Genomic DNA, 12,462 nt, shown 5'->3' with positions numbered 1-12,462 from the left:
ACTCGTGATCGACGGCGTCAAGACCGCGACTTGCAACACGGAAGACGAGGCGAGCACCTCGGCGCCCGGGGAGCGCTGGATCGTGCTCGATGGGCGCGGCGAGCCCCGCTGCGTGATCGAAACCACCGAGGTGACACGTCGGCGCTTCAGCGAGGTCGATGCCGGCTTCGCGCGTGACGCAACTACTCGGGATAGACCTGAACGTCCTTTGGCCCCGGCTTGTTGAAAAGGATAAATACCAAGGGGTTGCCGGGCTCGGACATTGCATCGCTGCGCTGGCCCGTTATCTCTCCGGCCACGCCGCTTGTATACTCCGCAATCACCTCGCCGAAGCTATTGCGCTGGATCGCAACTTTCTGTCCGGCTTCGACCTTGCCGTTGAGTTTGACCAGATGCTCAACGAGACCGCCCGCGGTGGCCAGGATCGGGTACGCGCTGTTACCGACAAAGACAGTCACGTCCTTGCCTGTACGTCCCATTGGCCCGGCAACGATGCCGTGATGCTTGAGGACGTTCATTGTGCCTTCCACGAAGAGCGAGATCATCTCAGGGTCCAGGACGCGCGCAGCGCCGATTTCCGGTGTGAAGGACGGGATGCCGACGTCCATAAACGCGTTGTGCAGGACACCGGGATACACATGATTGTCGAAGATCTGGCCGACGGGATAGAGCTCAACCATCGCCTTGACCGCGGGCACATCCATGCCGCCAATATTGAATGCGGTAACTTCGAATCCGGTTGTCCCTGTGTGGAAGTCGATCGCGAAGTCGGCGTTCGGCCGCAGCAGCCGCTTGAACAGAAGCCCGGCGTGTCGGCTGGGTGCGGTGGCGCCGTTCTCGTTCCCGGGCCACTCCCGATTCATATCTACCAGATCGATGCCTCTGCCCTGGTTGGGCCATCTGCGCTGCATGCTTTCCAGGGCCGGGCGGGACACGTCCGTGACCGCCATCACCGTGCCCGACATCTGCGCCGGGTCGAGTTGGTTCATCACGGTCTGGACCGTATGCACGGAACTCATCTCGTCGCCATGCACGCCACTGGTCAGGATGCCGCGCTTGCCCGGCTTTGCTCCCTTGGCGACCGTCACAGACACATACCAGTGCTGTCCGGTTGGCATCTCAACGCCCTGAAAATACAAACGGTGTTTCTTCCCGGGCTCAAGGTCGTTGACGTCGAGCGCACTGACGACCTTTTTGCCTTCGATAACATCACCGGTGTAGACCGTTCCTGATGCCGGATTGCCAGGGGGTGCCGCTGCGCCCTGGGCATTCGCGGCACCGGCGTTGACGGCGACGGCGGAGCCGACCGTGACAATGGATGCCATTATCAGATCGCGGCGATCGATGCCTTTTGCAGACTTCTCCGGCATGACGGTGTCCTCAGTGATTGTGAAAGGTAACGTTCATACGACGGCACAGCATACAATTTGAACCCTGGTGCGCCTGGCCAGACACATTTAAACGCAATCTCAGGTGAGGTTGCCGCATCAAAATGACACGCCCCGCACGCCGCCAAGCCTGCCCAAAAGCGGTATCGGAGAGGCGCAGTTTGATGATCCTCCTCCTGAGAGGAAGGGTTTTCTTTTACCAGAGATTGGCCGGACCATCATTGCTCAATCTGGCAAGGGAAGCAGGTCATGCCACTGACCGAAGGCGACGTCCTGGATACACTGAGCGACCCGGTAGCGCTTGGCATCGAGTTCTACGTGGATAAGATTCACATTAAAGGCGAATACTTGACGACAGTTCGCGACCACATTCGCGCCGGCAATATCCTGGTCAAGGGCGGCACCGAGGATCTCGCTTTCTACGATCAAACGGCGGAGGTTCTGTTGACACAGAAGAAGTCGCCGCCCGCAAATGACGGCGATCGGGCGCTGCTGCTGCATGAATGCGTCCACGCCATGATCGACGTCTATGATCCTGATGGCACCGTTACGCGTCACATGGGCGAATTGGCGGCCTATCTCACTCAAACGACCTATAGCGTGCGCAAGAATCCATCGGCTAACCGCACCGGCACAGCCGCCTGGGACAAGTTCTGGGGCGACTTGTACGCCACGCTGCGCGCCAACAGGCTCGACACCAGCGCGGGCAACGGCGTGAAGATTCCGGCGGCGACGCTCGAAAATTTGCGCCGGCAACTCGCCGCCTTGCCCTCTGTGAACTACGGAAGTTTCAACAAGGAAGCGACCGGCGTATCAGATGGGCTGATCCGCATGAACATATTCCTGTCGACGACCGATGAACCCGTGTCCATGCGATCATCGAGCGTTGCCTACGAATCCAATCCAGATCCGAGCGATGACTATTTGATCCGCACCTTGATGGAAGCCTATGCGAGCACCGATGTGAGAGGCTATGGCGAGCGCCTTCGCCAGCTCCGCCGGGACTTTCTCTTTTGCTCGCTGCCTCGCGCCCACGAGTTGCGGAGGCGGCTCTCGCTGCGGAAGCGAGGAGACCGGCTCTCCGAATTGTTTCACGATCGCCTGTCGCGTGGCGGCCGCGCCATTCTTCTGCGTGTTCTTGCGTTGCGAAGCTGACAGTGCCCGGGCCAGAGACGTTCGTCCCGCGCAACGCTTGCGCGCCGGTCCGGGCCGGCTACGCTGTCCCCATGGCAAAGCCGATCCCCGAACGGTACCAGCACCTCCGCGCGTTCGCTTTCGGCGACAATCCCGCCCTCGCCGATCAACTCCTCGAACTCGTGACCGACGGCGTCAAGACCGCGACCTGCAGCACGGAAGACGAGCCGAACACCTCGGCGCCCGGGGAGCGCTGGATCGTGCTCGATGGTCGCGGCGAGCCCCGCTGCGTGATCGAAACCACCGAGGTGACGTATCGGCGCTTCAGCGAGGTCGATGCCGGCTTCGCACGTGACGAGGGCGAAGGCGACGGAAGCCTGGCTTATTGGCGTGATGCGCATCGCGCCTATTTCGGCCGCCTCGGACGATTCAGCGAAGACATGATGCTGATGTGCGAACGCTTTCGCCTGGTCGAGGTGTTCGGCGATCTCCCGGACGCGTAGCCGGGCGGCCGATGGTGGCTCCGTCTTCCACTGGAAACCGCGGCGTCGGATCGCAGGAACCAACGTCGGTGCGGCGCATTGTCACTTCATCCACCGGTTGAAAGGTAACACCCGTCAGTGTTCGGTATGTGTGCCGATCCCGTCGTGTTGCCTGTCCGCCGAGAGATTCATTTAGTCGTCATCTGTTGAATTTCAGGATCCTTCACTTTGGCACTTTTTGCATATCAGGCACCGGGCACGACGTCCCGATCGCGCAGGCGGATCACCGCCGTCAGAGACGCGCGATGAAGACGGACAAGGCCATCTGGTACGTCTCGTTCGCGGTGAGAAATTCCGACGCCGGACACCACCGCTTCCCACGCCAGACCCGCACCTTCGCGAGCGAGCTGGACGCCAAGGCATTCGCGCGCACCCTGCTCGATCAGGCGCAGGACGTCAGCGCCGGAACGATCAACCCGCACACCCCAAGGCGTGTGATCGCACCGGCGGCGATCACCACCTGGGCCGGCAAGAGCTGAGGCGGCGGCAGGAGCGCTGGCGAATCCCCCGGCAAGCAGACAGAATGCCGGTCCCTCCGGTCAATGAGCAGGACTTTGGCAGAGCCATCGCAAACTGCGCCCTTCGCACCGTTCGAATGGATGCTGTCCGCGCGCTACCTGCGGGCGCGGCGCAGGGAAGGCTTTATCTCTGTGATCGCCGGGTTCTCGTTTCTGGGCATCATGCTTGGCGTCGCCACCTTGATCATCGTCATGGCCGTCATGAACGGTTTTCGCAAGGAGCTGCTGGGCAAGATCCTCGGCCTCAACGGCGATATTCTGATTCAGCCGGTGGAAAGGCCCCTGACCGACTGGCAGGACGTTGCCGAGCGGATCAGCCAGTTGCAGGGCATCCGCCTCGCTGTCCCCGTGGTCGACGGCATGGCACTGGCATCGTCGTCCAACGCCTCCGGTGTTCTCGTGCGCGGTATTCGCGCCGCCGACCTCTCCCGCCTGCCCTCGGTCAGCAACACCATCAAGGGATCGATCGAGCATTTTGACGAGGGCCAGGGGATCGTCATCGGCCGCCGGCTCGCCGATCAACTCTCGGCGCATGTCGGCGACGGCATCACGCTGGTCGCGCAGCGCGGCGCGACCACGCCGATGGGCATCATGCCGCGGATCAAAAAGTACCCGATATCGGCCGTGTTCGAGATCGGCATGTCCGAGTATGACTCTGGCCTGATCTTCATGCCGATCATCGAAGCGCAGGCCTATTTCAACCGCGGCAAGAACGTCACCGGGATCGAGGTTTTCACCACCGATCCCGATCGGGTCGACCAGTTTCGCAAGACGGTGACGGAAGCGGCCGAGCGGCCGGTCTTCCTGGTGGATTGGCGTCAGCGCAACACGACCTTCTTTGGCCTGCTTCAGGTCCAGCGCAACGTGATGTTCGTGATCCTGACCATGATCGTGCTGGTGGCGGCGCTCAACATCGTGTCCGGGCTGATCATGCTGGTGAAGGACAAGGGCAGCGACATCGCGATCCTGCGGACGATGGGCGCCTCTCAGGGCGCGATCATGCGGATCTTCCTGATCACCGGAGCCTCGATCGGCGTGGTGGGGACGCTGGTCGGCTTCGCGGTCGGCCTTTTCGTATGCCGCCATGTCGAAGCGATCCGCCAATTCCTGTCATGGCTGACCGGCATCCAACTGTTCCCGCCCGAGCTCTATTTCCTGTCCGAGCTGCCGGCGGAGGTCGACATCGCGCAGACCGCAGCAGTCGTGATCATGGCGCTGACGCTGTCGTTGCTTGCCACGCTCTATCCGTCATGGCGCGCGGCGCGGCTCGATCCGGTCGAAGCCTTCCGGTGATGTTGCGTCCTACAGAAAACGTGACGGCGCAAACGGCGCGAGCGGGATTTCCGGCGCCTTGCCGCTGAGCAATTGCGCGACCAGCCGGCCGGTACGGGCCGAGCCGACCAGGCCGACATGGCCGTGGCCGAAAGCGTAGACCACGTCACGCGTGGCGCTGCTATGGCCGATGCACGGTCGCCCGTCCGGCATGCTTGGGCGATGGCCGAACCACGTCTTGATCCGCGACGCCGGAATATCCTTCGGCAGTTTCGGAAACATGCTGAAGAGATGCTCGCGCAGGATCTCGGCGCGCTTCCAGTTCGGCGCGGCGTCGAGCCCCGCGATCTCCACCGTACCTGCGGCGCGCAGGCCCTTGTCGGTCCAGTTGACGACCATCTTGGCGTCCGAGGCCATCATCGAATTGCGCGGTCCGGATTCGGGATTCTCGATCATGACGTGATAGCCGCGCTCGGTCTCCAGCGGAAGCGAATCGCCGATCGACGCGGTCAGTTGCCTGGAGCGCGCGCCGGCGGCGACCACCGCGGCGTCGCAGGCAATCTCGCCGGTCGTGGTAACCACGGCGGCGAGCCGGTCGCCCGCAAGTCTGAGACCGACCGCCTTGGCGGCGACGCGCTCGGCGCCGTTCGCAATGGCATGCGCGGCGAGCGCTGCGACATAAGCGCCGGGATCGCGGCAACGGCCGGCCTCCTCGACCACGACGCCGAACTTGTAGCGCGGATGCAGGTCAGGCTCGCGCTGGCGCATCTCGTCTTCATCGAGCTCGAGCCATTCGATGCCGACACGCTTGCGGATGCGCCAGCCGAGGTCGCGGTCGAACGGTTCGCGCGAGGGAAACACATGCATCACCCCGCGCCGCTCGATCAGTTCGGGCACGCCGGCTTCCTCGGCGAGCTGCCGGTGCAGCAGCGGCGCGTCTTTCAAGAGATCGCGCATCGCCCGCGCAGTGGCCTCGACCTGCGCCTCGGTCCGGCTCGACAACAAGTACTTGATCAGCCACGGCAACGCCTTCGGCAGATACGACCAGCGGATCGACAACGGCCCGAGCGGATCCATCAGATAGCCCGGCACCTTCTTCCAGGTGCCGGGTTCGGCCGGCGGGATCACCGAATGCGACGACAGCCAGCCGGCATTGCCATAGCTCGCCGCCTGCTCACCGCCGGGCTCGCCCGGATCGATCAGCGTGACGCGGTGACCACAGCGCAGCGCCTCGATGGCGCTGATCACGCCGACGGCGCCGGCGCCGATGATCGCGACGTGACGGCCCGTTGGCTGCGCCATCAACGCGCGGCCTGCTCGGGCACAAAGTCCTTGCCGACCGACAGCGCGCGCTGATCGACCAGACAGTGCAGGATCGCCGGCTTGCCGGAGGCCAGCGCGCGCTCGAACGCCGGCGCAAAATCCTCGGTGCGCTCGACCCGTTCGCCGTGGCCGCCGAACGCCTTGGCGTAGAGCGCGAAGTCCGGGTTCTTGAGCTGGGTGCCGACGACGCGGCCGGGATAGTCCCGCTCCTGATGCATGCGGATGGTGCCGTATTGCGCGTTGTCGATGACGACGACGATCAGCGGCGCGTCATACTGCACGGCGGTGGCGAATTCCTGCCCGTTCATCAGGAAGCAGCCGTCGCCGGCGAACGCGACGACGACGCGATCCGGATGCTGCCGCTTGGCCATCACAGCCGCCGGCACGCCGTAACCCATCGAGCCCGAGGTCGGCGCGAGCTGCGCTGCGAAAGTGTGGAAGCGATGGTGGCGGTGAATCCAGCCGGCGTAATTGCCGGCGCCGTTGCAGACGATCGCATCCTTCGGCAGCCGATCGCGCAGCCAGGTCACGACCTCGCCGTACTGGAAATGGCCCGGCAGCTCGCGCGGCTTGTCGGTCCAGGCGAGATAATCCGCGTGCGCCTTCGCCGCCTCGCCCTTCCAGGCGGGCGCAACTGCGGGCTTCATGGTCTCGACCGCCGCGGCGAAGGCGGCAGGCGTCGCCTGGATCGCCAGCGCCGGCTGGTAGACGCGGCCGAGCTCCTCGGAGCCGGGATGGACATGGATCAGCTTCTGGCTCGGTGTGGGAATGTCGAGCAGCGTGTAGGACGAGGACGGCATTTCCGACATGCGGCCGCCGATCAGGAGGATCACATCGGCGCCGGTGAAGCGATCTTTCAGCTTCGGGCTCGGGCCGATGCCGAGGTCACCAGCATAATGCGAATGGTCGGCGTCGATCAGCGAGGCGCGGCGGAACGAGGTCGCGACAGGCAGGTCGAACCGCTCGGCAAAGCGCGCAATGCCCTTGGCCGCCTCTGCGGTCCAGGCCGAGCCGCCGAGCACCACGATCGGGGCCTTGGCGCCGGCGAGCATCGTGCCGAGACGTTCGAGATCCGAGGGCGCCGGCCAGGTCACCGCAGGCTCGACCTTCGGCGCGTCGGCGACCGCCGCGGTCTCCGTGAGCATGTTCTCCGGCAGCGAGATCACCACCGGCCCGGGGCGGCCCTGCAGCGCGACGCGGAAGGCGCGCGCGACCAGCTCCGGAATGCGGTCCGGACGGTCGATCTCGACCGCCCATTTCGCCATGGTGCCGAACACCGCCTTGTAATCGAGTTCCTGGAACGCCTCGCGCTCGCGCATGCCGGTGTCGACCTGGCCGACGAACAGGATCATCGGCGTCGAATCCTGCATCGCGATGTGCACGCCGTGGGCGGCATTGGTCGAGCCGGGACCGCGGGTGACGAAGCAGATGCCGGGCCGCCCGGTCAGCTTGCCATAGGCCTCCGCCATCATCGCGGCCCCGCCCTCGGCGCGGCAGATCACGACGTCGATCGGGCTGTCATGCAGGGCGTCGAGCGCCGCCAGATAGCTCTCGCCCGGCACGCAGGTGACGCGCTCCACCCCTTGCGCGACCAGCTGGTCGATCAGGATCTGGCCTCCGGTGCGGGCATTGCTTTTGGTCATGAGGGCTCCCTGCAGGCATTGGCGCGCGCGCGAGGCTTGCGCGGAAAATGGTCCGACGGGGGTATGATAGACGGCAATATGGCGCAAGGCCGAAACCGCCGCGGGACGCGGTGGCGGCATCGAGCCATGCGGCAGGGAAAGGGCAGCGGCGCGTGGCCGCCGATTTGTGCAGAGCGGGCGGATTCCGTTGCACTGACGGGCTCCGTCATTCCGGGGCGATGCGCCAGCATCGAACCCGGAATCTCGAGATTCTCGGGCGCGCAATTGCGCGCCATTAGTTCACGCTCCGCGTGCCCCGGAATGACCCGGTCACTTACAGCGAGCGCGCGATCAGGAGCTTCATGATCTCGTTGGTGCCGCCATAGATCTTCTGGATGCGGGCATCGATGAACATCCGCGAGATCGGATATTCCTGCATGTAGCCGTAACCGCCGTGCAGCTGCAGGCATTCGTCCGCGGTCTCGACCTGCTTCTGCGAGCACCACCATTTCGCCATCGAGGCGGTCACGGTGTCGAGGTCGCCGGCAACCAGGCGCTCGATGCACCAGTCGACGAACACGCGGGCGATCATCGCCTCGGTTTTGCGCTCGGCGAGCTTGAAGGCGGTGTTCTGGAATTCGAGCAGCGGCTTGCCGAACGCGGTGCGTTCCTTGGTGTAGTCGGCGGTGATCCGGACCGCGCGCTCCATCGAGGCGACGGCGCCGACGGCGAGCGCCAGCCGCTCCTGCGGCAATTGCTGCATCAGCTGCGCGAAGCCGTTGCTCTCCTCCGCCCCGAGCAGGTTTTCCGGCGGCACCGTGACATTGTCGAAGAACAGTTCCGAGGTGTCTGAGGCGTGCAGGCCGATCTTGTCGAGATTGCGCCCGCGCCGGTAGCCCTCCGCGCCGGCAGTTTCAACGACGATCAACGAAATGCCTTTCGAGCCCGCAGCCCCGGTGCGCGCCACCACGATGACGAGATCGGCGGCCTGGCCGTTGGTGATGAACGTCTTCTGGCCGTTGATGACGTAGGAATTGCCCTGTTTCCTGGCCGTGGTCTTGACAGCCTGCAGGTCGGAGCCGGTGCCGGGCTCGGTCATTGCGATGGCGCCGACCATCTCGCCCGACGCCATCTTCGGCAGCCAGCGCAGCTTCTGCTCCTCAGAGCCGTAATTGACGATGTAATGCGCGACGATCGCGCTATGCACGGAGACGCCGGTGGTCAGCTCCGGCACCGTGCTCTCGAGATCATCGAGCACCGCGGCATCATAGGCGAAGCTGGCGCCCAGGCCGCCGTAGGCCTCGGGCACGCTCGGCAGCAACGCGCCCATCTCGCCGAGCGCGCGCCAGGCGGAGCGGTCGACCAGCTTCTGCTCGCGCCACTTTTCGGCGTGCGGCAAAAGGTCCTTGGCGAGGAATTTGCGGAACTGGTCACGGAAGGTGTCCAGTTCCTCGGTCATCCAGGACGATCGGTAGAGCATTGTTTCCTCGTTATCAGATTAGCAGACCGCCGCCGGCGACGATCACTTGACCACTGATGTAGTTCGATTCCGGAGCGCAGAACAGATAGACCGCGTCCGCCGCCTCTTCCGGCGTGCCGCCGCGGCCGAGCGGGATCATCCGGCCCATCGCCTCCAGCATCTGCGGCTGGACGCCGACCTTGATGTCGCGGCCGGCGACGTCGATGGTCTTCTGCTGGGTCTCGATCGGCTGGGTCAGGCGGGTGTTGATCAGGCCGAACGCCACGCAATTGACGTTGACCTTGTAGCGGCCCCACTCCTTGCACATCGTGCGCGTTAGCCCGATCAGCGAGGCCTTCGCGGAGGAATAGCTCGCCTGCCCGGCATTGCCGTAGAGGCCGGCGATCGAGGAGATGTTGACGACCTTGCGGAACACCTCACGGCCGGCTTCGGCCTCCTTCTTGGCCATCACCCGGATCGGCTCGGACGCCGCACGCATGATCCGGAACGGGGCAACCAGATGGACATCGAGCATCGCCTGGAACTGCTCGTCCGACATCTTCTGAATCGTCGAGTCCCAGGTGTAGCCGGCATTGTTGACGATGATGTCGAGGCCGCCGAACTGCTCGATCGCGTGGCCTACGAAACGATCGGCAAAGCCGGCGTCGGTCACGCTGCCATTGACCGCGATCGCCTCGCCGCCCATTGCCTTGATCTCGGCGACGACGGCATTGCCCGGCTCGGCATCGAGGTCGTTGACCACGACGCGCGCCCCCTCGCTCGCAAGCTTCAGCGCAATAGCCCGCCCGATGCCGCGGCCCGAGCCTGAGATGAGCGCGACTTTGCCTTGCAGTTTCGACATGGTTCCTCCCTCAAACGAGATGATCTTCTTTCTTCACCTCTCCCGCTTGCGCGGGAGGTCGCATCGCATCGAAGATGCGATGCGGGTGGGGGCTCTCTCCGCGACATGACTCGTGGAGAGAGCCCCCACCCCAGCCCTCCCCCGCAAGCGCAGGGCTGTCCGGGGAATGATTCACTATGTCGCGGTGCATGCTCGGCAAGACCGAGGCAAATCGGCCTTTTCTGGTTGTCGAGACACAGAAGGCCGAGCATGCGATTCCGCGATAGCATTTTTGGAAGGCTGCTTGAACCGATCAATCGACGGCAGTTTCAGACGGCTGTGGATCGTCTGGACGGGGATGCCTACGACAAATCGTTCAGGAGTTGGGATCACCTGGTGGCGCTGATCTATGCGCAGCTGAGCAGTCACGACAGCCTGCGCGCCGTGGTGGCCGGCTTCAACGCCAATCCTCAGCACCACTATCATCTGGGCACCGGCAGGTTGTCCCGCTCGACGCTATCGGATGCCAATGCCCGCCGCCCGTCCGGCGTTTTTGCGCAAACCTTTGCCAGACTATCAGCGATGGCAAGCCGGCAGTTGCGGAGCGAAGGCCAGGAGATGGTGCGCCTGATCGACGCCAGTCCGATCCCGCTGGGCAAGCTCTGCACCTGGGCGGCGTGGAACGGCCGCATCCGTGGCATGAAGCTGCATATGGTCTACGATCCCAAGGGCGATGTCCCGGACTGCGTCGAGGTGACGGATGCGAACGTCAATGACATCGAGATCGGTCGCCATGTCCCTATCCAGGTGGGCACAACCTACGTGTTCGATAAGGGATATTGCCGCTTCGACTGGTGGCAGAAGATCAATGACAGCAAGGCTTTTTTCGTCACCCGGGCGAAGACAAGCATGCGTCTCCGCAAGATCAAGCGACGCACTAATCGCAAGCGCAAGGGCGATGGCTTCAAGGTCATCGCCGATGACGAGGTGAAGCTCACCAGCAAAGGCGACTCGCGACTGCCGATACCACTGCGGCGCATCAAGGTCAGGCGGGAGAACGGCGGCGTGATCACGCTTCTCACCAACGATATGACGCGAACGGCCGTCGAGATCGCCGCCCTCTACAAGAGCCGGTGGCAGATCGAACTGCTATTCCGCTGGATCAAGCAGCATCTCGATATCCGCAAGTTTCTCGGCACCAACGACAATGCGATCCGCCTGCAAGTGCTTGCAGCGATGATTGCCTACCTGCTGCTACGCATCGCTGCGCGGGCCAACTGCATCAAAATGCTTCCCCTCAGGCTGGCCGAACTTGTCGGCCAGTTCCTGTTCACCCGCCGATCCCTTGCCACTATCGACAAGCCTCCGCCCAGCAACCCCAGCCCCAGCAAACCCACAGCCTCCGCCAACCAGATGGAGTTCTGCTATGGCTGAGCTTTCCCGGACAGCCCTGCCGCAAGCGGGAGAGGGAGTACGAGTCCTTGCTTGGCGTGACTATCTCGCTACAGCGCAATAACGGCTTCCCCCGCGAGCTTGATCTCGCCGTTCTGATCTTTCGTCGTCAGCGCGACCTTCGCCCGCTTCTGGCCGCCCTGCTCGATCAGCTCGGTCACCGTGCCCTCGCAGGTCAGCTGGGCGCCGAGCTGGGTGATGGCGGCAAAGCGGGTCGAGAACGAGCGGATGCGCGACGGCGCGACCGCATCCGTCAGCGCCTGGCCGAGATAGCCCATGACAAGCATGCCGTGCGCGAACACGTCGGGAAAACCGGCCTGCTTCGCGAAGTCGATGTCGACATGGATCGGGTTGTGATCGCCAGAGGCGCCGCAATACAGCGCGAGGCGATGCCGGGTGATCGGCGGGAACGCCTTGTGGACGATGATGTCGCCGACCGCCGGATGTGCAGCGCTCATGACGGCCTCGCATTGCGCACCACGATGGTGCGCGAGATATCGGCGACATGGACGCCGCTCTGGTTGGTGACCGGGGTGTCGACCACGATCAGCGTCATCGCCCCGCCCTTCTTGTCGGTGACGCCAGTGACGCGCGGGCGGAACGTCAGGGTGTCGCCGACCATGACGGGGGCGTGATAGTCGAAGCGCTGCTCGCCATGCAGCACGCGGGCGAGATCGATGCCGAGCGCGGTCAGGAACTCGAACGGCACGGTTGCGTCCATCATTTCCAGGCAGAACAGATAGGTCGGCGGCACCGGCGCCGCCGCAAAACCCGCGGCCTGCGCGGCCGCCTCGTCGCGATAGACCGGATTGCTCTCGCCGAGCGTATCGAGGAAGAAGCGCAGGCGCCCCGGCTCGACGCGCGCGGTCACCGGCGTGAACGCACGCCCGACGGCAGATTGATCGACCATG

Annotated in this window: 13 protein-coding genes; 6 read left to right on the top strand and 7 right to left on the bottom strand. The window is 64.0% G+C overall.

Annotated elements, in window-relative coordinates; genetic code table 11:
• Nucleotides 1-4 precede the first annotated feature (4 nt).
• Nucleotides 5-226, top strand: a complete 222-nt coding sequence (locus tag G6P99_RS19735; RefSeq protein ID WP_198031115.1) for an ASCH domain-containing protein — start codon at nt 5-7, stop codon at nt 224-226.
• Here G6P99_RS19735 and G6P99_RS19730 read toward each other — a convergent pair.
• Entirely contained in the window at nt 183-1,370 is a 1,188-nt protein-coding gene (locus G6P99_RS19730; RefSeq protein WP_029078583.1) for a M14 family metallopeptidase, read from the bottom strand. The genes G6P99_RS19735 and G6P99_RS19730 overlap by 44 nt on opposite strands.
• A gap of 267 nt (nt 1,371-1,637) precedes the next feature.
• Between G6P99_RS19730 and G6P99_RS19725 the strand changes: the two genes are divergently transcribed.
• The 4 genes from G6P99_RS19725 to G6P99_RS19710 all read left to right on the top strand — a co-directional run bounded on the left by G6P99_RS19725 (nt 1,638) and on the right by G6P99_RS19710 (nt 4,875).
• Nucleotides 1,638-2,543 carry a hypothetical protein gene (locus G6P99_RS19725; protein ID WP_029078582.1) on the top strand — a complete coding sequence of 302 codons (906 nt, stop codon included), beginning with the start codon at nt 1,638-1,640 and terminating at the stop codon, nt 2,541-2,543.
• 71 nt (nt 2,544-2,614) lie between these two features.
• On the top strand, nt 2,615-3,025 hold the full coding sequence (locus G6P99_RS19720; RefSeq protein WP_029078581.1) for an ASCH domain-containing protein: 411 nt from the start codon (nt 2,615-2,617) through the stop codon (nt 3,023-3,025).
• 284 nt (nt 3,026-3,309) lie between these two features.
• A complete protein-coding gene (locus G6P99_RS19715; RefSeq protein WP_029078580.1) occupies nt 3,310-3,543 on the top strand; it encodes a hypothetical protein in 234 nt (77 codons plus the stop codon).
• A 63-nt stretch (nt 3,544-3,606) separates the two neighbouring features.
• Nucleotides 3,607-4,875: a lipoprotein-releasing ABC transporter permease subunit gene (locus tag G6P99_RS19710; protein ID WP_029078579.1), complete on the top strand. Its 1,269-nt coding sequence runs from the start codon at nt 3,607-3,609 to the stop codon at nt 4,873-4,875.
• Between the two features lie 9 nt (nt 4,876-4,884).
• Here G6P99_RS19710 and G6P99_RS19705 read toward each other — a convergent pair whose 3' ends face one another.
• From G6P99_RS19705 to G6P99_RS19690, 4 genes are all read right to left on the bottom strand, one after another.
• Nucleotides 4,885-6,156 carry an NAD(P)/FAD-dependent oxidoreductase gene (locus tag G6P99_RS19705; RefSeq protein ID WP_029078578.1) on the bottom strand — a complete coding sequence of 424 codons (1,272 nt, stop codon included), beginning with the start codon at nt 6,154-6,156 and terminating at the stop codon, nt 4,885-4,887.
• On the bottom strand, nt 6,156-7,820 hold the full coding sequence (locus G6P99_RS19700; RefSeq protein WP_029078577.1) for a thiamine pyrophosphate-binding protein: 1,665 nt from the start codon (nt 7,818-7,820) through the stop codon (nt 6,156-6,158). Before G6P99_RS19700 ends, G6P99_RS19705 begins: the two co-directional genes overlap by 1 nt.
• Before the next feature lie 313 nt (nt 7,821-8,133).
• Nucleotides 8,134-9,279 (bottom strand): acyl-CoA dehydrogenase family protein, encoded by a 1,146-nt coding sequence (locus G6P99_RS19695; protein WP_029078576.1) that lies wholly within the window; start codon nt 9,277-9,279, stop codon nt 8,134-8,136.
• Between the two features lie 13 nt (nt 9,280-9,292).
• Nucleotides 9,293-10,120 (bottom strand): SDR family NAD(P)-dependent oxidoreductase, encoded by an 828-nt coding sequence (locus tag G6P99_RS19690; protein WP_029078575.1) that lies wholly within the window; start codon nt 10,118-10,120, stop codon nt 9,293-9,295.
• A 249-nt stretch (nt 10,121-10,369) separates the two neighbouring features.
• On the opposite strand from G6P99_RS19690, the gene G6P99_RS19685 reads away from it, so the two are divergent.
• A complete protein-coding gene (locus G6P99_RS19685; protein ID WP_165125720.1) occupies nt 10,370-11,533 on the top strand; it encodes an IS4 family transposase in 1,164 nt (387 codons plus the stop codon).
• Between the two features lie 68 nt (nt 11,534-11,601).
• Here G6P99_RS19685 and G6P99_RS19680 read toward each other — a convergent pair whose 3' ends face one another.
• Nucleotides 11,602-12,009 carry a MaoC family dehydratase gene (locus G6P99_RS19680; protein WP_029078574.1) on the bottom strand — a complete coding sequence of 136 codons (408 nt, stop codon included), beginning with the start codon at nt 12,007-12,009 and terminating at the stop codon, nt 11,602-11,604.
• A complete protein-coding gene (locus tag G6P99_RS19675; RefSeq protein WP_029078573.1) occupies nt 12,006-12,461 on the bottom strand; it encodes a MaoC family dehydratase N-terminal domain-containing protein in 456 nt (151 codons plus the stop codon). The genes G6P99_RS19680 and G6P99_RS19675 overlap by 4 nt, the downstream gene beginning before the upstream one ends.
• Nucleotide 12,462: the final 1 nt, after the last annotated feature.

Source organism: Bradyrhizobium sp. 6(2017) (assembly GCF_011058295.2).
GTDB classification, from domain to species: Bacteria; Pseudomonadota; Alphaproteobacteria; order Rhizobiales; family Xanthobacteraceae; genus Bradyrhizobium; species Bradyrhizobium septentrionale.
The sequence above is the reverse complement of the archived record's forward strand: the minus strand, read 5'-3'. Positions and strand labels throughout refer to the sequence as shown.

What these genes read in the sequence shown, in the direction of transcription:
- G6P99_RS19730 (WP_029078583.1), bottom strand. Translation starts at nt 1,370, where the DNA reads ATGCCGGAGAAGTCTGCAAAAGGCATCGATCGCCGCGATCTGATAATG.
- G6P99_RS19725 (WP_029078582.1), top strand. Translation starts at nt 1,638, where the DNA reads ATGCCACTGACCGAAGGCGACGTCCTGGATACACTGAGCGACCCGGTA.
- G6P99_RS19720 (WP_029078581.1), top strand. Translation starts at nt 2,615, where the DNA reads ATGGCAAAGCCGATCCCCGAACGGTACCAGCACCTCCGCGCGTTCGCT.
- G6P99_RS19715 (WP_029078580.1), top strand. Translation starts at nt 3,310, where the DNA reads ATGAAGACGGACAAGGCCATCTGGTACGTCTCGTTCGCGGTGAGAAAT.
- G6P99_RS19710 (WP_029078579.1), top strand. Translation starts at nt 3,607, where the DNA reads ATGAGCAGGACTTTGGCAGAGCCATCGCAAACTGCGCCCTTCGCACCG.
- G6P99_RS19705 (WP_029078578.1), bottom strand. Translation starts at nt 6,156, where the DNA reads ATGGCGCAGCCAACGGGCCGTCACGTCGCGATCATCGGCGCCGGCGCC.
- G6P99_RS19700 (WP_029078577.1), bottom strand. Translation starts at nt 7,820, where the DNA reads ATGACCAAAAGCAATGCCCGCACCGGAGGCCAGATCCTGATCGACCAG.
- G6P99_RS19695 (WP_029078576.1), bottom strand. Translation starts at nt 9,279, where the DNA reads ATGCTCTACCGATCGTCCTGGATGACCGAGGAACTGGACACCTTCCGT.
- G6P99_RS19690 (WP_029078575.1), bottom strand. Translation starts at nt 10,120, where the DNA reads ATGTCGAAACTGCAAGGCAAAGTCGCGCTCATCTCAGGCTCGGGCCGC.
- G6P99_RS19685 (WP_165125720.1), top strand. Translation starts at nt 10,370, where the DNA reads ATGCGATTCCGCGATAGCATTTTTGGAAGGCTGCTTGAACCGATCAAT.
- G6P99_RS19680 (WP_029078574.1), bottom strand. Translation starts at nt 12,009, where the DNA reads ATGAGCGCTGCACATCCGGCGGTCGGCGACATCATCGTCCACAAGGCG.
- G6P99_RS19675 (WP_029078573.1), bottom strand. Translation starts at nt 12,461, where the DNA reads ATGGTCGATCAATCTGCCGTCGGGCGTGCGTTCACGCCGGTGACCGCG.